We start from the raw sequence: 18,841 nt of genomic DNA, 5'->3' as shown, positions 1-18,841 counted from the left end.
AAAGAAATATAGGCAAATATAAAGCAAGAGCTAAGCCAATAGTCTCTAAAAATCAAAAGAATAGCTTGTGATAGTTTACTAACTTAATGACATTGGGCTAAAGCCCGCTCCTATTGAATTTTAACAACAAAATCTTTTATCTTTTATCTTTTATCTTTTATCTTTTATCTTTTATCTTTTATCTTTTATCTTTTATTCTTTTATCTTTTAAATAAAATTTTTCTATCACTCAATTCAAATAAAGGAATCACAGAGCTTATATTATTGGAGGCACATTGTCTAGCTTTGTAAGTAAGTATTAAAAATTAAATCATGATCACAGGATTATATGAAACCCATATTCAGGTAAGCAGTTTAGAAAATTCTATCAAGTTTTATACTGAAATTTTAGGCTTGAAACTGGCACATAAGGATGACACACGTCCTATTGCGTTTTTGTGGATCGGTGAAGGTAAAGAATTCATGCTGGGATTGTGGGAACAGAAGGAAAACCTTCAGCCAAGACATTTTGCTTTTTCCAGCAGCAAGGAGGACATCTTAAATTATTCTGCAGATTTTCTGAAGAAAAAAGATCTGAAGCCTTATAATTTTCTAAAAGACGGCAAAGATGAGCCTATGGTCTTTGCATGGATGCCAGCACTTGCCATCTATTTTAATGATCCAGACGGTAATCAGCTGGAATTTATTTCGATCCTTGAAGGCGAAGGAAAACCGGAATTGGGTGTTCTTTCTTATGAGGAATGGATGAAGATCCATTAATAAAAAGGACAGACTTATTTTCAGAAGCTGTCCTTTTTAATTAGTTATATATTATTTTTTTTACGGCAAGAACGTGTTTACAAGGTCCCCTTTCTCCTTGGTATTTGCTGAACCATTCGCAAGTACAGCGTTCTTTATCATGATCTATGATCACCGTGTGATGTACGTCGGTGCCTTCTACTCTAGCTTCGGTTCTGGCTGCAATTTTATTTAAAATCTCTACTTTTCCTTCTGCAATAAGCTTTTCTGCATTTTTCATCCGTGGATTCAGACCGGCAATTCTATTGATTTTAAATGGCAGCCTTCGATAGAAAAACCCGTTATCATCCAGGTCATAACCCAAAAGTCCCATAGCAGCCAATCTTCCTGTAAGATTTTCTGTTTTTTTCAGGTTTATATTTTCATTTAAAGCAAATGCCGAAGGATTAAAAAACTGATTGGCATACGCATATTTATCCAGTGCATCGATCCATTCATCAGAAATATCATCAATGAGGCTGTCCAGTACTGCTCCTTCTCCCGAAAATCCCCGCCAGGCTTCTCTTGACAGTGAAAAGCTGAATCTTATATTTCCCATATAAAGCAACCATGTAGTAGACTGCATATCGGCATGTGGAAATACCTGCAATTGGTCAATATAAGGAAGAAGAGGTTCCAGCAGGCGCAACCTGTGAAGCCCGCCGATACAAACCGCATCCACCGATTTCACCGGTGAAAACATGGGCTTATTTCCCCTGATAATCAGGTAATAATCTGATTTAACAGATCCTTTCGGTATTCCTCTAAAAAGCTGCTGAGTCTGGATTTTATTAAAACAATGCAGCTTTTCCGATTCAGACAGATAGATCTGAACTGTGCTCAATCCTTTAATCCATTTTACGGGCAATGGAACCTTTCGTTCGATCACTTTTGTCTCTTCTTTGTAAAGCCCGACTTCTTTTTCCCCAACGGAAAGCATTATTTTTTCATTGGGACGGATGCTTCCCAGCGCAGTAATCATCGATTGGTTAAAATCTACATTGGTGGTCCCGTTTTCCAGAAATTCACCATGCAAGCCGTCTGGCAGGACATCTACCCTGGCGTAAACACCGGCACAGTGTGAGAATCCTTCAAAGCGCAGCCTGCTGTTTCCGACAGTGATGATAGGGTCTTTAAGCAAAGTCATCTGAAACGGCGACAGGTTAAAGCTTGATTTCACAATATTGGAAAGCGTGATCAGGCATCTTGCCAGTATAAACGGTTGGCTGACATCTCCCCAAAAAAAGCAGGGAGCATCTGTGTTCTTCCGAATTTCACTGTATTGAGACAGGAATAATTCTTCAGATACGTCTTTTTTTATCAGGGACGATGGTCTCTGATAGTTGTAAATTAGCACATCTTCCATAATCTATTTTTTTAGAAGAAGATTGCAGATTTTTTTCAGACTGGAATTGTCTTTCCAGCTACTCAGTTTTTCTTTTAAGTTTTTATCGGGTTCTGATTGATTCAAAGCCAAAACCTCGTGATAAATATCCAATATTTTTTTAAGATTAGTCACCGGGGTTTCCATCTGAAGTAAAACATGGGTAAGAAGCTGCTCCAGTGACAGATTGTGATCTTTACTGACGTTGATCATCTGATGCTGTACAAGATCTGTAAATCTCTTTACAGGAGCCCATTCCAGCTTTTCATGCAGTCCAATCACCTGCCCCAAGCGGGCACTATCCATTACTTTATGGGAAACATGTTCCAGCCAGATTTCAGCAGCGGTTCCACGAATCACTTTGTCTCCGTCCAGGAAAATGGTTCCCAGAAACACGTATCCCATTGCATCCAGAGGCTTTTTCATCTGATGAAGTGCCTGTGCTGTACTCAGAACAAGGCTTCGTTCGTATACTTCTGCTATCCCAGAATAAAACAGACAGTTTTTAATGATTTTGGCAAAAACATTCCCCGGCGTATTAGGGAAGCTCCATATGAATGAAGGTATTTCAGAAATATCTTTCTGCTCTGCAATAAAGTATTCTAAGAAAAGCTGATGCACTCTTTTTTTGAGATGATATTTCGGAACGGTGATATTAAGCTCGACCGGATAATAGGAATTCTTTTTGCTGTCGATGGTTTTCCATTTATAATTACCGGTAAGAAATTCCTTAGGAATATCATCATATCCGAAGTCTTTGAATTCTTCAAAAACTTTTTCGGGTGAACGTGTAATTGCTGCAGTCATCCACCATGACGGATGTTCAAATTTTCCTTTCGGAACAGAGTTTTTATTAAAGAAAAAAAGCAGAAGCTCCTTATATTCTCCTTTCAATTTCTGTTCAACATGCTGTAATGCCCCTGAGGTTTTCTCCAGTGAACAGCGCTGCAGTGCAAGCTGTACATCCAGATCATCGGGCTTTAAATTTTTATTCTGATAAATTTCAAATCTTTCTACTAATACTTCGGGACTTATCCAGCATGGCTCATGGGTAACTGTAGACAGCAGCGGAGTTCGGTCTCCTGATGTTATTTTATTAAAAATATGTACTGCGATATGTTTGAACGGCTCCATAGCTAAACCTCCGGCATAGATCTCTTTAAGCGGCTTTAACTTTTTATGGTAAGAAGAATAAGCTTCTCTTGTGGCTTCGTCCTCACGGGTTCTTTTATATATTTTCTCTAAGTTTTTAAGCGGAAGCGGAAATTTTTCCAATAATGAAAGTCCATAATTAATAATGAGATTGCACAGTAATACATTAAAATGATGTACCTCCCATCTGGCAATGGTTTTACATGCTTTTTGAAATACGGGTTCAAACAGTTTTACAGAATCTGTATCAGCTTCATCAGCAAAACGTACAAGTCCTGCCAGCGCCAAATCGTAATAATAAGTTCCGGGATTTTCTATGGCCTGTGGAAGAAGAAACATGAGGTCTTCAAAGCTTTCCGGTTCCTTAACTTTGCATTCTTCATTGATGAGTTCCAGCGTTTCTGTTTCAACAGGATCCAGCTCCAGCTGTCTGTTCTCTATGTATTGTACCAGTGCCGGTCTTACATTTGCCAATATGTTATCTGCATAAAGGGATAAAGTTTCTTTTATTCCTTCTGAAACAGGGATATATTTGAGAATGATCTTTGCCGCTTTGGTCTGTATACTTTCGTCTTTGTTTACAAATGCCGCACTTAAAGCCGTTGCCAGATTTTCTGTATTAATTTTCTTTTTCTGAAATATTTTTTCAGTAACAGCCAAGCTGGCTGAAACAACTGTTTTAACTTCTGAACTTAACAGATTAGGTAGAAAATATGAAAATTCACTGGTTCTGAATGCCGGATCCTGAACTATTTTTTTTAAATGAGCGAGTATGGTATTGACCGCTTTTGACTGTACGGAAGCTAAACCTGCCATCAGTTCATCCTGAAGCATAATCAGTTCATCGTCAGAAGGTTTCAGGATATTGAATGCATCCATGAACCATCCTGTCACATTTTTATTAAAGTTCCTGTTTGCAGCCAGAAGGCATTCTCTGAGGAATCTTTTTCTTTCAACTTTATTTTCGACAATTAGTTTTTGAACCAATGGAAGCCATTCTCTTTTAAAAGGCAGTGATTTTGAAGGAAATTCGCACATATACCAGAAGTGAGTTTCCAGTGTTTCCGGAAATTTATCCAGATGATATGGGTGGAGGCTTAAGTGGTACCCAAGAAGTTCGGGCCTAGGCTGTACATAACCTTTTTCTGACCATCTTAAGATATCATGGTAATTAAATGCTGTAAATTCTGCATCTATAGAATCGTTAATAAAATCCGAAAACCAGTGTGGACATCCCCACTCCAGTATGTTTTCGGTCTGTTCTTTGTCTTTGAAAAGGCTCCAGTAGTTTTTTCCGTAATGCTTCTGATCCATGCAGACAAAAGATGCTATATCAATAATAGAATGCTGCTCTGCAGAACCGGCAGTATGGTAGGAGTTTTTTGTCATTACAATCTTGCTGATCTCCCTGTCCAGCTTTTTTATGGTAGGGACCAGCGCTTTCCTTTCTTCTGCTGTAAGCTGTTTCAAAAATGGAATAATCTCATGTGCTCTTTCCTCACTAAGGATCTCATAAAGTCTTTCTTTCATTTGTTTTTAATTTGATAATAATTTTTTTCAGGTTATTCATTTTCATTCATTTAGCCGTCTGGCTGCAGAATGATCATATAATTCATCACAAGGTTTGTTGGTCTGCGGAAAGTATAGAAATATTTTTGTGCCAGTCTTTATTTAAAAATTTCTTTAGAATGACTGAGGTTTCTTTTTTTCTTTTGGGGTCAGCTTTACAAGAAAAGGAATAATTTCCCTGATTTTATAGTTCAAATAAATCGCCTTCAATTCATCTTCAATAAACATAATTCCAATATTAGGGACTAAAATAATAAAAAATGTCTGATCGACATGAGACTAACCTTTTAAAGTGATTTTTTTTAACAAAAAATTATGCTTTCAATAACAGTTTAAGAGGTATTTCTGAATAAAAGTTAAAAATTTTCCTATTACCTTCAAGGCTTTTTTATGCCCCGATGTATATAATTGATCATGTAAAATAAGTAATATAATTCTCGTTTATTACATAAAAAAGTTCCGGTAAAATTTACCGAAACTAAACTTTAAGAGTCATCAACTCTTCTTTTATAAAGTCAATAATTAAAGCATTCAACTTTTTATTGATTCTTTTCTGTTCTTCTTTTTCAATTGTATTGAAAATATCAGGAAAATCTTTCCCGAAGTCTTCCAAAATATCCTGTGCAAAAAGTCCTATGATCCGGCCTATCATCTTGGGTTCAAATTCTCCAATTTTACTGATAACATTATTCAGTCTGTTTTCTGTCACGTAATTTTGAATCTCTTCCCATATATTCTGAGCTGTTTCACTGAAATGAATCTCCTTTTGAACTGATCTGTCTTTTTTAGCCATTTTAGACTTTTCGATCCATTTTTCGTTCTTGTTTTTAAGAATTACTCTTGCACCGTTTCTAAAATATCTGGTTTTTAAAGTTTTAACAATCGTTCCTTCACATCTATTACTTTCAATCTCGGGTAAGCCAAGCCAATACGGAATTTTAGAATCAAATACATTGGGAAACTTCAAAGCTTCTTCAAGACTGCCCTGGAATAAAATCCTGGCATAGAAAAACCCGGTTTCCTCAAAAACATGATTCACCAAATCTGTATCCAAATAAGTTGTTCCGTTCAATTTAATATCGAATCCATAAAATTCGTTATGAGGAGCGTATTCAATTCCTTTTTGCACTTTCACAGCATCTTTTACGGGTTCTACGTCTTTATGTTTGTAGCCCCCTCCAAATAATTCACCATAGATCACTACAGTTTCTGTTTCAGGATATATGCCTTTCAGTTTTTGGAACAAATCAATTACATTTTTTCTGTAACGTTCTAAAACTTGGTGTGCGTTGTAGAATCTTTCACCTTTTTCAATAAAAGCAGTTCTCTTTCCGATTTTAATTTCTTTTCCGTTGGTAAAGAAAGAGAAATTGGCACCGTGAACCTTTTCCTGCACAATGAAAACCTCATCCCAAAAACCCTGCCATCTGATCTGCTCGATCACGCGGGCCTGATAAGCATTTTCAATAGAGTTATATTTTTTGAAAATCATTTTTTTTATTTTTAATCATTTCTAATTCATTATTTTTCATCTGAGTAAGATGTCGTTGAGCGTGAAGGGAAAGAAAATAAATGTATTCGTACACATTAATTTTCCCCAGTTCATTCACGGTCATTGTCGTTTTATAAAGGAGACCTTCGCCATTCTTCATCAGGTCTAAATATCCTGAACACTGATGATACTGCTGAATCAATAAATTCCTGATTTCACTCAGATCTAACGATCCTTTCGGCTCCATATGTTTCGGTCTTATCCAATCAAAAGCACCGTACTTCCCTACTTCTTCAAATTTGTCATGATCGAAACTGTAGTTTTTTATTTCGGAGTTCAGATCAAGTTCAAGAGTATTCCGCATGGCTTTTTTTGACGCTTTTTCAATGAGAATTAGTAAATAAAAGTTGGTAAGATAAATATGTTCTAAAATCTGTTGAATCGTCCAACCTCCATTTACAGGCAGATTATTCAATATTTTTTCATCTTTTTCAAACCATCTGTCCACTTCATCAAAACTGAGTTTCAAGTGCTTTTTTATATCCTGAATTAATCTGAAAATATCCATTACAATGTTTTAAAGTTTTCCAAAAGGCTTAAAATATTCTTCTTTCCTACCGGATTCATTGAGTGGCAGTAGAATTTGGGTAAATCTAAATAGTTATCCATACAATATTCTATCAGCCATTTGGCACAGTCGTAGCCTGTTTTTTCGGCATATCCGTCAGAATTAGGTTTCAGATAATGTACATCTGCAAGGTCATGGTCAAAAGAAATCATTTCCGGAAGTCCTTTTTCCAAAATCCTGTTGACAAACTGCTCATAATTTCGAGCTATATGCCGGTCTTTTCTAAGGAAAATATCCTGTTTGGTATAATGATACGTTTCAATCGGGTATCTTATATCATCCAGAAATAATAATCTTTTTGTTATTTCCATTGTTTTATTTTTTAAGCCCGAAAGCCTGTGAATACAATTACTCTTATTGTTTAAACCATCATATCAGCACAATTGGAGCTTGCGAATGCATAAGGTTTTACTTTAAACACATATCCCATTCCCAGAATATATCCCATAGCATCTTTCAATGCTGTGTTTGACTTAAAATCAGGGTCGGTATTAATGTCTGCGTGTACCTCCATTTCCACACCATAAGCATCCAGAACGGCACAGATAGCGTAAGCAATTTCTACGGACCTGTTGACCTCGTTCAGCATTCGTTCTTTGATACTGATCTTCTGTATTTGTCTTTCTTTTCTGATAAAGGTAAACGCTCCTTTTCCCTCACGTACAAATACTACTGCCGTAGCATAGCTAATCGCTTCACCGTAAACATGGGAATCTGAGCCCACACATACTTTCAGGCGGTGACCGTTAGCCTGTTCGCGGATGATGGCTTCTTCTACCAATTGTGTGATAGGTTTTTGGAAAAAATTTCCTTTCATATTCTGCCATACTTCTTGTTGCGTTTCCATTTTTTTACATGTTTTAAATTTGTTTTGTTTATATATTAATTTGTTAATTGTGAACTGTCAATTCGCTTTGCTGACAATTTTAAAAATTCACTTGCGTAGCAAAATTCACTATTGACCTTTCACTTTTTTGCGCTCCGAACAGGACTCGAACCGATATCATCAGTTTTGGAGACTGAGATACTGCCATTACACCATCCGAGTAGTTTTTGTTGATTCATCAGGACTTGAACCTGAACAACAAGAGTCAAAGTCTTGTGTGCTGACCCATTACACTATGAATCATTTTTTGTGGATCAAAACCGAATTGAACGGTTCCCCTTTGCTTTTCAGACAAATGTGCAGACCTTCTACACCACTGATCCCTGTTTATGAGTAGTAATGAATAATCCCAAAATAGCCTTATCATCATTTATGTTCTGTACGGGAAAAGGGATTCGAACCCCCAAAACCTTGAGCCTAAATCAAGCGTGTCTACCATTTCCACCATTCCCGCGGTTTTTTTATTAGTAATGAGTAATCTGTAATATTTGTGAATTGTCAATGGTCAGCTGTCAATTTTTTCATGGTTTTTAATTCACATTTGATGAATTCACAATTGACCATTCATTACCAGCCAAATTACTTATTGCTAATTATTCATTACTTATAATTAAGGTCAGAGAAAGTCTGTCTTTAAAACTATGCCTGTAGTTTGTGTTTGTAAGATCTTCTGCGCTGGACAAACCTTTCTCTTTCCTGTTTTTCTGTGAATGATCATATCAATTTATTTCTCAATCTGAACTTTCATGGTATTCATAATTCACAATTGACTTCTGACCATTCACATATGTACTCCATAAGGGAATCGAACCCTTATCATCTGCTCGAAAAACAGGCGTCCTAGCCGTTAGACGAATGGAACGTTTAAACCAACTGACCAGGAGTCGAACCTGAACAACAAGAGTACTTTTCCTGCATGCTGCCCTTACATTATCAGCGGTTTTTGTGGAAGCGGTAGGATTCGAACCTACTCAGCAATAAAGCAACAGATTTACAGTCTGCCCCGGCTCTCCAACTCCGGCGCGCTTCCAGTATAATGAGTAATAGGCAATTAGTAATGGATAATTTCTAACTTCTATTTGAAGAAAAACAAAGCCTGTCTTAATTTTTAGTTTGATATAAGAACTTCTTCGCTCGACAAACTTTTACTTTTTCTCCGGAACTAATCTCATTTTAGTTATTTGAGATGGCTATGGGATTCAAACCCACTCAGCTTATGCAACGGTTTTGCAGACCGCCCCGACTCTTCCACTTCGGCGAACCATCAGATGTGATTATAAATGATAATTGATCAATGATGATTGATAGTTGATAGTTGATAGTTGATAGTGAATTTACACCCCTTCTAACTTCTAACTTCTAACTTCTAACTTCTAACTTCTAATTTCTCTCATCTAACTTCTCAATAAAAAAGAAAAAGGCTGTCGGTATTTTCCATATTTGGCGTAAAGATCTTCTGCTCTCGACATACCTTTTTTCTCTTCTTTTGAAACAATTAACATTTAGTTATCTGCGATCCCGGAAAGATTCGAACTTTCAACTTCCGGTTTAACAGACCGGCGCTCTACCATTGAGCTACGAAATCTTTTTGATGTGAATGGTGAATTGTTAATCCGTTTCACGGTCAATTTTTATTCACTTGCGAAGCAAATTCGCCATTCACTTTTCATCTTTTGTAATTTCGGAAGGGCTCGAACCTTCAGCCTCCGGTGTATCAGACCGACGCTCTAACCAATTGAGCTACGAAATCGTTTTTATTTTTGTGAATTGCAAAATGTCAATCCGTTTCATGGCCAATTTTTAAATTCACTTGCGAAGCAAACTCACAATTTACCATTCACTTTTTTAGTCTGGAAAGCAAGATTCGAACTTGCGACCTCCCGCGTCCAAGACGGGTAAACAACCACCGTTATCTTTCCAGTTTTTGGGTTCAGTTTCCATTTTGCTTCCGGGAGACAGCCGAAATTAAAATTTTCCATGAACCTTGCGGTCTATGCGGGAATCGAACCCGCAGTACCCAAGAGACAGTCGGGCAGGTTAGCCTTTACCTCAATAGACCTTTTTTGTAATTCTGAGAGGGATCGAACCTCTAACCTTCGGTTTAGAAAACCAACGCTCTATCCAATTGAGCTACAAAACTGTTTTGTAATCCCAGAAGGAATTGAACCTTCAACCCCCGGTTTAAAAGACCGGTGCTCTGACCCATTGAGCTATGAGATTGTTTTTTTAATGTGAATGGTCAATTGCTAATTCGCTTTGCTTGTCAATTTTAAATTCACCATTGACCATTTCACATTTCACAAGATTCATCATTCACATGTGTTGGGTATCTTCGGGGATCGAACCCTGTTCTCCGGTTCCACAGACCGGCGCTTTACCAAATAAGCTAAAGAAACCATAAAAAAAGCACCTCTTTTTGGGAGGTGCTGTATATTCTGACGTAAGAGATCATTAGCTGATCCACGTATATAAGCACCTTTTATCTATAAATTCACTATCGAGAATGATACATGCATATCCTTTCGGCTCCTGTCCGTGTAATCTCGAATACTGATTAGATATGTTATGTAATTGTTTCATTATATTCCTGTTATTTAAAAAGTTTTTGAATCCTGAAAACCTGTTGCTTTCAATTTTCGGTTGCAAAGTAAGTATGATTTTTTTTAACTCACAAATTTATTTTTCATTTAAAACATTGATAATCAATTAATTAAATTTAAATTTTAGCATAAGAAATACCTATCCGCAATATCCTGCGGATTTCTTAAATACCTAAATGACTGTCTCTCATCGGGTTACTTATCACTCTTATTTATCGTATTAAATGTTCATTGTTAATTAAAAATTTTTTGTTTTTATGGCTATTTTTTTCCATTCTAAATAATTTATGGCTTAAAACACAAGAAACGCCTCGAGTTATCGAGGCGTTTCTGCGGTATTTTGTTTAAATTTTTACAGGTTTATTGTAAATAATTTTCAAAGCAAGCACATTTCGCCTCATTCCATATCATCCATTCGTATCCGAATAATCCTTTTATTGAAGGGCTATCGCATAGATTTACATTGATATGTGCTCTTTGTAGTGTCATAATTTTCTGGCGCAAAGATATGAAAAATTGTTTTTGAGCAATGAAATTCTTCCTTTTGCTCACTGGGAAGAGAGATAAAACCAAAGTGGCATCAAGCCCCTCAGCTCCCTTGTTTTTGTTGACAGAACATAATTCTGCTTAAACTTTCAATCTTAATTCCTCAACATCTTATTCCTTCCTGTTTTAAACCTCGAAATATCTTTCAGGATCACACTATCCTCAGGGTTGAAATGTTTCAGTTCGTTAATAATCTCGGAACGCGTCCCCACTTTTTCTGCAATAATTGCATAAGCGATACTTCGTATTACAGGCTGTAGTTTTGGATTTTTTTTAAATTCATGCTTCATTGCCTCAAGGTAGATGGTCTTTTTATAGGAAGGTGTTTTCTGATAAAGGTTCTGAATTTCAGTTTCGAGTTTTTTGATGTCATAAACATTGGCAAAATAATTATTCAGGCAGTTGAATGCATCCTTATCTTCGTTCCAACCCTTCAACAGTACTTTTTGGGCTTCTTCCGGCAGCTCCATTTTTTTGCTGTATACCAAAGACGCTTTTACCATCTGGCTGTTGGCCGTATAGTCGTCTGCCACCATCTGATAGTAGCTGTGGGCATTTTTAATATCGTTCAGTTCTTTGTAGAGGTCTCCTACTTTTTCTTTCTGCTGCATTTCTTTATACAGATCAATAGCTTTTTTGTACTGCTTTGCTTTTTCGTAACAGGATGCTGCTTCTGACTTATTGTTTAGTTTTTTTAGATAGACTGCCGCTGCTTCGTTGTAAAAACCTCCATTTTCCAGTGTTTTTGCACCACGAAAATTATCCTGAAGAAGATTCATATACACTTTTGCGGCTTTTTTATAATCCTTTTCAGCGATATATTTTTCGGCAAGCTCTTCATATTTATTTCTGATTCTATCAAATAAAGAGGTTTCAAGATAAAAATTTCCACTTCCGGAACCTCTCCTTCCAGAATTTTTCAGGTTCTGTTCTTTATCTTTTAAAGCTGTGATCACAATCATGATTATAAAAGCTACGACAAGAAAAATCACCAGCGTTCCCACTACACTCCAAAAGCTTTCGTGAAATAACTGTGCTGCGATACCAATGATCTTAAACACCGCCAGGATCATAAATGCAATGAGGAATTTGTCTATAAATTTCTGCTTATTCATCATCTTCAGGATTTAAAATGGTTTTATCTTCGCTGAACAGGCGGTAAAGAAGAAGGATGACACAGATCACCAGGATCCATACAAACCAGTTGTACCCGAACATCTTTATCAATGGGAAAAACAGATAGACCAACATGGAAACAAGGAGGGCAGACAGAATCAGCTTTACCCATAAAGGCACATTATCTCCGCCAAGGTTCAGTGATTTCCTTCTGAAGATGAAAGAATAAATCCCCACTGCTCCAAACATGAAAATCACAAGATACAGGATATCTGAAACTTTTGTTTTTTCAGGTAAACTGCTGTCCCCAGACTCAAGCTGTCCTATTTTTGAATCTTTAACAGGAGTAGGTGGAAGATCCATTATATCAAGTGTTCCGTACAGTTTTCCAAGAGAATCCGCTACGAGTGCCTGTTTTTTCTTTAAAACAAATTTTACCACTTCGCCATTAACCGGCTTTCCCTTACTGTATTGTTTGAGGGAATCTGAAATGCTGCGTTTCATAGTGGCTTCCTGCTGAACCAGATGTTTCGTTATTTTTTTCGAATAAATAATTTTCAGGGAGTCCCTGCTGCTCTGTTCTCTGGCATTGAGCTTTTCAATATCATTTCCAACCTCTCCAAGGTTTCTGCCACCTGATTTTTTATACTGCTCCCTTTCGTTTTTGTCTTTTGACATGGCAGCACCAGCCGCAACATATTCACTGGAAAGCTTTTTTCTTGTTTTTCCGTAAATAGAGTCAATTTTCATGTCAATATCCGTCACACCTGACTGATAAGCGATCATATCTGCCTGTGCTTTTTCAGCTCCGTTCATGATCTTACCGGATGAAACCAGAAAATCCTCTTTCACGGTTCTGTCTTTATCTGAAGGCATAAAGATTCTTAAGAGTATAGCCATCACGACAACACCCCAGAATATCCATCGGAAATTCCGGCTTCCGGCTGTTTCTTTTTTATCGTCCGAACCTCCGAACAGGGCACTCAGCCAGCTGTCTCCAAAAGTGAACTTTCCAAAACCGTCACCACGGGAAGTCCCCATAATATCTAAAGGGACTCCTAATTCTACGGCTCTGTCGGGATATTTTTCTAAATATTTTAAATACTTTTCAATTTCTTTTTTATTTCCTGCCATCACTTTTTTGAGGTCAAAAGGCAGGTTTTTCATCCATTCTTCTTCATTTCTCGGCTGCTGAAGGGTTGCCAGAACTTTTTCATCATCCATTTCAACGGCAAAGCTTTCAATATGCTGAGGTATTTTCACCCCATTCGATGGTTTTCTGACTCTGCCTTCTGCTATTTCGGGTTCATTTAGCACAGAAATCCAGTCAATTTCTTCTGAAAGCTTCACAAAACCAAAATCGGGATGCATAATAACAAACCGGGAGCCGATAGACTTCCAGTCTTCCGGGTTGATCCTTGGATAAAATGTGGTATTCTCAGGAATAAAAAGTCTGTCATCAACGCATTGGAAATAAGCATTTTTCCCGATTTCCTGTGGAGCTTCATCATAAAATACAAGCAAGCATCCGTACAAGACATCAGGCTGACCTGCCGGAATAGCATAAGATTTTACTTTATTGAGATCTATTCCCAATACTTCCATTTCATAAAGCCATACGCAAGGCGACGGGTCTTTGATCAAAAGCCCTTTTTTAGGATAGTTGTTTTTCGGAAAAGGTTTTATTCTAAGCTCCATAATCCAGGATCTGATCAATAAATGCTGTTAAATACTGAGCATACATTTCTTCCATAGTCTTCACTTTCAGCAGGGTCTGTTTCGGAAGGTAATATTCCGAACCTCCATACTCTGTATTGGTTGCTAAGGCCAAAAATCCATACTCCGTGGAAGGAATATAAAATGTAGGAATACCGGTATTGCTGCTTTTAAAAGTAAGCATTCCGCGGGAATCCGTAATGATCTCGCTGCCATCCTGAAATGTAAACTTATTTTTGTTCTGCTCTGCAGGGATTTTAACCGTAAATCTGTTTTTATAAAGGTTTAATGAGTTGTCATACAGCCTGCACAGTTCATTTCCGGAAATGACGAGATTATTATTCTCATTGATTCCTATTTTATTGAAGTTACTGATTATTTTCATGCCGCTTCGATTCAGTTTGACAACTTCTGCTTCTGCTTTTGCTATATTTTTATCTATTTCACTATCATCGTTAAATATGGATTCCACAGAGATATTTCCTTCTAAACTGATCTTATAACGGGAAGAATTCATAGGCTGATGAAGGTAAAAGTTTCTTCCGAAATAGATCAGATGGTATGAACTGGGGATATTGAGTCCGGTAACATTCTGTTCGGAATATTCTTTTGTGTTGAGATTCAGTTTTGAAATAAGCTTTTTATCCGGCTGATACTGACATAAAATAAAATGCTGCTGTTTGTTTTTAGCGAGAGCAAACTCTCCTCTTGGTTTCACAGAAATATCTTCTATTAAAACTTCGCATCCATGATAGGTTTTATAGTAATCATAGGAATTTCGGTCGTAGTAATTATCAGAAAGATAAGTTTTCAACAGCTGTTTTTTTGAACTCAAAATATAAAATTCGCCTTCATAGAGAAACTGGGAAATTTTATTGGATGGAGTCGGAAACAGGATCGGATAGTTTTGCGGCAGATCTGTTTTTTTACCGTTAACATTATGAACCTTTTGCTTACGCTGTGGCGGATTGGCCCATAATTCCTGAAGCGGAAGCCTTATCTTCTGAATATGCTTGCGCGCTCCTTTATGATGTTTATAAAAATTCAGTTCGCCATCTGAAGATGTTGTGATCAGGAATTTCAGTCTGTCCCTGTTTTCGTGGATCACTTTCCTTGTCTTTTCATCAGCAAGGTTTTCCTGGTGAGTAATGAAGAAAACTTCAAGCTCTTTTTCGGTATGCTCTTCATTAAAAAATTTCCCAAGTGCTTCTGAAACATCCAGAATGGGGCTGACCAGATTCAGGGTTTCGATAACATTTTCCGGTTTATCAAGAGAAACGGATATACCTGCCTGTCCCAAGGTAAAAACCTTACACTCCGAATGTGCTTTCGGATGCCTGATCACCGCAATAGCCGATGCAAAGGCCAATACTTTAGGCGTTCCCCAGTTTTTCAGGGAAGTATCAATTAAAATAATACGTTCAAAAATATTTTCTTCCGGCGGAATTTCTCTCTGGATATACAGAGCTTCGTTATTGGCCACGCGGTTCATGAAAACCTCATCGTCATTGGCAAATTCGGACAGCAGCATTCTATGTAGTTCACCCTTATTAGCCATATCTGAGATCCCTCCAATGGGCTGCTCCCCGGGAGAAAGGTGACGCATAGGAATTCTCAGTCCGCTCCAGATTCTTTTGATCAGGCTTCCTACCTGAAATGTTTTGGGCTCTTCAATTAGCTGCTGGATAAAATCTTTATCGGTTTCTACAGTTGTTTCTTCCTCCACGACTTCATCATCCAACTCCGGTTCATCCATGTGATCCCGCATGGCATCAACAATAGACTGGGCTGTGGGGAATTTTTCATTCAGTAGATTAAGTGTACTCAAGTCTCTGTTAATGGCTGACGGTCCGGCATACTTTTTCCCTGCACTAGTTGCCAGCACATGGGGTCTTTTGTAGTAGGTGGTCAGAATCATTTCTGCCTTTCCGGGAGCTGTCCTGTTGTGGGAATTCTGGAAAATTGTCTGGAGTAGTACAATTCTGTTCTGTCCCTGCTTATAGATTTTATTTATAGATTTCAGCTTTTCAAGGAACTCGATGCTTTTTTCTGCAGTAAACTCAAAATTTCCGATGCTGTGAAAATTGGCAGTATGTTTCAAAGGGCCTGCAAAATCGGTATAACCGTCCTGCATCGCATACAAAACCATCAGCAAGGCTCCAAACGGAGGCCATCCCTGTGGCTGAAGCTCTTTCAGGATTTCCATGACGTAAGGTCTGTAGGCTATAGCCCCAACACCGGGAATGGAGACAAGGTTATTGTCATGATACCCGGAATCTCCGGCGATATCCTCGTCGGTTTCCCACTCCCAAAAGTAGTTTTCGTATGACTGGAAATATTCGGTTAAATCCATTCTTTCGTTTTTTCAGTAAGACGGAATGAACTTACAGATAATGGCCGGAAATCTCCTTTTTTAATAGGGAGATAAGTACCGTCTTCGTTCCATAACAGCCATTTTTCTGACTCTTTATTATATTGCTGCTGTAAAAGAGAACTCAAATTTTTAAATTCAAAGTCAAAACCTGCAGGTAAAAGATGGCCATCTCTGGTCCAATAGGTCTTTCCGGGCAGGCTCAGCAACGGTGTTCCCAGAAACAATGCTTTATCATCAATAACTGCCCATTCTATTTTATCCAGTTTGAAATTTGGCTGTGCAGGAATGCTGTCTTTAATTTCTGTTATTGAACTTAAGAGTGCTACGGCAGAATGTTCTTCATTTCCCGGCTTCAATCTGACTTCCACTTTTTCGCTGATCCCAAAATAATTATTGTTGGAAGCAGGAAATGTAAGCCGTAATGCTTTATCTATCGGTGACCAAAGTAAGGCCGTTCTCATTTTTTTACTTGGTACCAATGCCTCTTTTTTGAACAAAAGTCCATCGCGCAATTCGTACAGTATGAAATTAGGAAGCTGCTGAATATCTGCGGATACAGCCTGCTCTTCGGTAAAGTCTTTCAGCCAAACCGTCTCGTCGTCTACTGCAATCTGTACATTTTTCCAGTCCCGGATAGCCCCAAGAAAATCTTCATTGGCCCGGGGAAATTCTGCCCAGAATTCTTTTATACCGTTTGAAGGATTTTCTGCCATAAGCTTTCAATTTCTTGCTGGATATATTGCTTCTGCTCCGGATTTCTGATCCAGTCGCAACGGGTCTGCAGGTATCTCAATTTATCTTTGATCACGTTCTGTTCTTCAAAACTCAACGTTCCGCTGTTCCATTTTTCCACGAGGATTTTTACGTCCTTCATCACTTCCTCCGGATTAGGAGTTTTGTTCTGCATCGCCTGTGGATGAGATTTCGGGTTATCGTCTTTTTCAATGGTTCTGTTGATGATGCCTTCCAGAATCTCGATCTGTTCTTCTGTATCCCAAATATGTTTCAGGACCCAAAGATCGGAAAGCACAGCTTCCTTTCTTCCACAAATCAGGGCGCTTGCTGCGATCAGGTTCTGAAGTTTTACGGCTCTACGGTCGGAAATGGTAATTCCTGTATTTCTCAGGCTGATAATTGTATTTAAATAGACTTCGTAGATGGGCCTCAGATCTATGGTTTTACACAGATTCTGAAGCTCTCTGATTTCATCTGCCTGAATTTCAGGAATATTGTTCTCTGTCTGGTTTTCCAGCTTTCTTCCGGCCAGAAGTACCTGCTGAAGCAGCTCAGGATTTACGTAATCAACATTAATTCTAACCAGAAAACGGTCAAATAATGCGTTCAGAGATTCATCTTCCGGAAGAACATTACTGGCCCCTACGAACATGAGGGCCGGGAGATGTTTTGTTTCTTTTCCTCTTTTGAAGATTTTTTCATTCAAAGCGGTCAGCAGTGAATTAAGGATTGCAGAGTTGGCATTGAATATCTCATCGAGGAAGACCAGTGAAGCTTCGGGCATCATGCCTTCGGTGTTGGTGAGAAGTTCCCCTTCTTTTAATTTACGAATGTCAAAAGGACCGAAAATTTCGTTCGGTTCTGTAAATCTGGTTAATAAATATTCAAAGTTTTTTCCATCTTTTACTGTTTTGGACAGTGTTCTTACGATAGCGGATTTTGCAGTACCCGGAGGTCCGTACAGAAATGCATTTTCTTTGGCCAGAAGGCATATTCCCAAAAGATCTACAACATCATTTTTTCCTACGAAAGTATCTTTTACGTAGTTGAGGACGGTATTAAGTTTTGCAATATTTTGTATCATTAATTTTATTCGGTTATTATTTTTAATTCTCTCCAATACGTATCTTTATACAGCCCAAAATCAGCCAACAGGAGTTGATTAATATAAGGGATTTCTGCAAGAGCATAGGCTTTCTTCTCAACAATCCTTTCGAGATATAATTTCCTGTAGATTTTGTCTTCCAGCTCTTTTTCCCAGTTGACTTTTTCCAGATTAAGATGATATCCAATTCCGGAATAATGAAACTGTGTAAGAATATCTTCCAGAATTTTAACCAACGGATCATAAGGATCAGCAGTTTGCATTAAAGTTATGATCTGGGGAAGAAATCTTAGTGACAGATCTGCAGACAAAATAGAGGAAGTATCGGATGGTATTTTCAGTTTTGGGATCAGCTTATCCAGATCTTTTGCCGTGTTTTCACGGATGAGGTAGAGCTGTGCACTGTAATACAGAACTTTCGCAGCCCAAACTGCAGCTTCTTTATGGCAATGGATTTCAGTAGATAAAAATTCCAGTCTTTCTTTTTCCAATTCTGCTTCAAAATAATCACCAGCTTCCTGTTCTTCTTTTTTTGAGATTTCATGTAAAGTTGAAAAAACGGTAATACAGCCGCTTTTCCGAAGCAGAAAAATAGTGTCTAAAAATGGTGATTTGGTTTCTGTCATCTAACAAAAATAAAACTATTTTGCAGAGAATAAAATTTTTTATGTGAGTGATTGGCAGCTAAATAATCTTTATGATATGACTTAGATATTTGATGTTGTATTTTTACTCTCGCAGATGTCGCAGATATTTTAATC

General features: G+C 37.7%; 13 protein-coding genes and 13 tRNA genes. 1 reads left to right on the top strand and 25 read right to left on the bottom strand.

From position 1 onward, the window contains the following. The first annotated feature begins 312 nt into the window (after positions 1-312). Positions 313-759 (top strand): VOC family protein, encoded by a 447-nt coding sequence (locus DRF60_RS15285; protein WP_116012868.1) that lies wholly within the window; start codon positions 313-315, stop codon positions 757-759. A 40-nt stretch (positions 760-799) separates the two neighbouring features. Here the strand turns inward: DRF60_RS15285 and DRF60_RS15280 are convergent, their stop codons facing one another. The 25 genes from DRF60_RS15280 to DRF60_RS15165 form a co-directional block, all read right to left on the bottom strand. Next, positions 800-2,143 carry an SWIM zinc finger family protein gene (locus tag DRF60_RS15280; protein WP_116012867.1) on the bottom strand — a complete coding sequence of 448 codons (1,344 nt, stop codon included), beginning with the start codon at positions 2,141-2,143 and terminating at the stop codon, positions 800-802. A gap of 3 nt (positions 2,144-2,146) precedes the next feature. Continuing rightward, positions 2,147-4,843: a DUF6493 family protein gene (locus DRF60_RS15275; RefSeq protein ID WP_116012866.1), complete on the bottom strand. Its 2,697-nt coding sequence runs from the start codon at positions 4,841-4,843 to the stop codon at positions 2,147-2,149. A 517-nt stretch (positions 4,844-5,360) separates the two neighbouring features. Continuing rightward, a complete protein-coding gene (locus DRF60_RS15270) occupies positions 5,361-6,374 on the bottom strand; it encodes an RNA ligase, Rnl2 family (protein WP_116012865.1) in 1,014 nt (337 codons plus the stop codon). Continuing rightward, positions 6,355-6,942, bottom strand: a complete 588-nt coding sequence (locus DRF60_RS15265; RefSeq protein ID WP_116012864.1) for a DinB family protein — start codon at positions 6,940-6,942, stop codon at positions 6,355-6,357. The genes DRF60_RS15270 and DRF60_RS15265 overlap by 20 nt, the downstream gene beginning before the upstream one ends. Beyond that, positions 6,942-7,313 carry a cyclic-phosphate processing receiver domain-containing protein gene (locus DRF60_RS15260; protein WP_116012863.1) on the bottom strand — a complete coding sequence of 124 codons (372 nt, stop codon included), beginning with the start codon at positions 7,311-7,313 and terminating at the stop codon, positions 6,942-6,944. Before DRF60_RS15260 ends, DRF60_RS15265 begins: the two co-directional genes overlap by 1 nt. Before the next feature lie 50 nt (positions 7,314-7,363). Next, complete coding sequence (locus DRF60_RS15255; RefSeq protein WP_116012862.1) at positions 7,364-7,849, bottom strand: ribonuclease H-like YkuK family protein; 486 nt, start codon at positions 7,847-7,849, stop codon at positions 7,364-7,366. Between the two features lie 209 nt (positions 7,850-8,058). After that, positions 8,059-8,131, bottom strand: a tRNA-Gln gene (locus DRF60_RS15245). A gap of 7 nt (positions 8,132-8,138) precedes the next feature. Next, positions 8,139-8,211: transfer RNA gene (locus tag DRF60_RS15240), tRNA-Phe, on the bottom strand. Positions 8,212-8,268: 57 nt separating this feature from the next. Then, positions 8,269-8,342, bottom strand: a tRNA-Leu gene (locus DRF60_RS15235). A gap of 336 nt (positions 8,343-8,678) precedes the next feature. Beyond that, positions 8,679-8,750, bottom strand: a tRNA-Glu gene (locus DRF60_RS15230). An 84-nt stretch (positions 8,751-8,834) separates the two neighbouring features. Further along, a tRNA-Tyr gene (locus DRF60_RS15225) sits at positions 8,835-8,918 on the bottom strand. Positions 8,919-9,072: 154 nt separating this feature from the next. Continuing rightward, a tRNA-Cys gene (locus DRF60_RS21215) sits at positions 9,073-9,154 on the bottom strand. A 247-nt stretch (positions 9,155-9,401) separates the two neighbouring features. Next, positions 9,402-9,473, bottom strand: a tRNA-Asn gene (locus DRF60_RS15220). A gap of 91 nt (positions 9,474-9,564) precedes the next feature. Next, positions 9,565-9,638, bottom strand: a tRNA-Ile gene (locus tag DRF60_RS15215). 99 nt (positions 9,639-9,737) lie between these two features. Further along, positions 9,738-9,809, bottom strand: a tRNA-Pro gene (locus DRF60_RS21210). Between the two features lie 66 nt (positions 9,810-9,875). Continuing rightward, positions 9,876-9,947: transfer RNA gene (locus tag DRF60_RS21205), tRNA-Asp, on the bottom strand. A 7-nt stretch (positions 9,948-9,954) separates the two neighbouring features. Continuing rightward, positions 9,955-10,028, bottom strand: a tRNA-Arg gene (locus DRF60_RS15210). A gap of 6 nt (positions 10,029-10,034) precedes the next feature. Further along, a tRNA-Lys gene (locus DRF60_RS15205) sits at positions 10,035-10,108 on the bottom strand. A 104-nt stretch (positions 10,109-10,212) separates the two neighbouring features. Continuing rightward, a tRNA-His gene (locus DRF60_RS15200) sits at positions 10,213-10,285 on the bottom strand. An 844-nt stretch (positions 10,286-11,129) separates the two neighbouring features. After that, entirely contained in the window at positions 11,130-12,152 is a 1,023-nt protein-coding gene (locus DRF60_RS15190; RefSeq protein WP_238640221.1) for a soluble NSF attachment family protein, read from the bottom strand. Further along, positions 12,142-13,848, bottom strand: a complete 1,707-nt coding sequence (locus tag DRF60_RS15185; protein ID WP_116012860.1) for an APC family permease — start codon at positions 13,846-13,848, stop codon at positions 12,142-12,144. Before DRF60_RS15185 ends, DRF60_RS15190 begins: the two co-directional genes overlap by 11 nt. Further along, positions 13,838-16,219 (bottom strand): hypothetical protein, encoded by a 2,382-nt coding sequence (locus DRF60_RS15180; RefSeq protein ID WP_116012859.1) that lies wholly within the window; start codon positions 16,217-16,219, stop codon positions 13,838-13,840. Before DRF60_RS15180 ends, DRF60_RS15185 begins: the two co-directional genes overlap by 11 nt. Beyond that, complete coding sequence (locus tag DRF60_RS15175; RefSeq protein WP_116012858.1) at positions 16,210-16,953, bottom strand: hypothetical protein; 744 nt, start codon at positions 16,951-16,953, stop codon at positions 16,210-16,212. The genes DRF60_RS15180 and DRF60_RS15175 overlap by 10 nt, the downstream gene beginning before the upstream one ends. Then, positions 16,926-18,059: an AAA family ATPase gene (locus DRF60_RS15170; protein WP_116012857.1), complete on the bottom strand. Its 1,134-nt coding sequence runs from the start codon at positions 18,057-18,059 to the stop codon at positions 16,926-16,928. Before DRF60_RS15170 ends, DRF60_RS15175 begins: the two co-directional genes overlap by 28 nt. 5 nt (positions 18,060-18,064) lie before the next feature. After that, positions 18,065-18,706, bottom strand: a complete 642-nt coding sequence (locus tag DRF60_RS15165) for a hypothetical protein (protein ID WP_116012856.1) — start codon at positions 18,704-18,706, stop codon at positions 18,065-18,067. Between the last annotated feature and the right edge of the window lie 135 nt (positions 18,707-18,841).

This window comes from Chryseobacterium elymi, from assembly GCF_003385495.1.
In the GTDB taxonomy this organism is placed as follows: Bacteria; Bacteroidota; Bacteroidia; order Flavobacteriales; family Weeksellaceae; genus Chryseobacterium; species Chryseobacterium elymi.
This window is presented reverse-complemented; position numbering and strand designations above follow the sequence as displayed.

Bases quoted from the DNA above. Each gene is read 5' to 3' on its own strand.
- DRF60_RS15165 (WP_116012856.1), bottom strand. From the start codon at position 18,706: ATGACAGAAACCAAATCACCATTTTTAGACACTATTTTTCTGCTTCGG.
- DRF60_RS15270 (WP_116012865.1), bottom strand. From the start codon at position 6,374: ATGATTTTCAAAAAATATAACTCTATTGAAAATGCTTATCAGGCCCGC.
- DRF60_RS15180 (WP_116012859.1), bottom strand. From the start codon at position 16,219: ATGGATTTAACCGAATATTTCCAGTCATACGAAAACTACTTTTGGGAG.
- DRF60_RS15285 (WP_116012868.1), top strand. From the start codon at position 313: ATGATCACAGGATTATATGAAACCCATATTCAGGTAAGCAGTTTAGAA.
- DRF60_RS15260 (WP_116012863.1), bottom strand. From the start codon at position 7,313: ATGGAAATAACAAAAAGATTATTATTTCTGGATGATATAAGATACCCG.
- DRF60_RS15255 (WP_116012862.1), bottom strand. From the start codon at position 7,849: ATGGAAACGCAACAAGAAGTATGGCAGAATATGAAAGGAAATTTTTTC.
- DRF60_RS15185 (WP_116012860.1), bottom strand. From the start codon at position 13,848: ATGGAGCTTAGAATAAAACCTTTTCCGAAAAACAACTATCCTAAAAAA.
- DRF60_RS15190 (WP_238640221.1), bottom strand. From the start codon at position 12,152: ATGATGAATAAGCAGAAATTTATAGACAAATTCCTCATTGCATTTATG.
- DRF60_RS15170 (WP_116012857.1), bottom strand. From the start codon at position 18,059: ATGATACAAAATATTGCAAAACTTAATACCGTCCTCAACTACGTAAAA.
- DRF60_RS15265 (WP_116012864.1), bottom strand. From the start codon at position 6,942: ATGGATATTTTCAGATTAATTCAGGATATAAAAAAGCACTTGAAACTC.
- DRF60_RS15280 (WP_116012867.1), bottom strand. From the start codon at position 2,143: ATGGAAGATGTGCTAATTTACAACTATCAGAGACCATCGTCCCTGATA.
- DRF60_RS15275 (WP_116012866.1), bottom strand. From the start codon at position 4,843: ATGAAAGAAAGACTTTATGAGATCCTTAGTGAGGAAAGAGCACATGAG.
- DRF60_RS15175 (WP_116012858.1), bottom strand. From the start codon at position 16,953: ATGGCAGAAAATCCTTCAAACGGTATAAAAGAATTCTGGGCAGAATTT.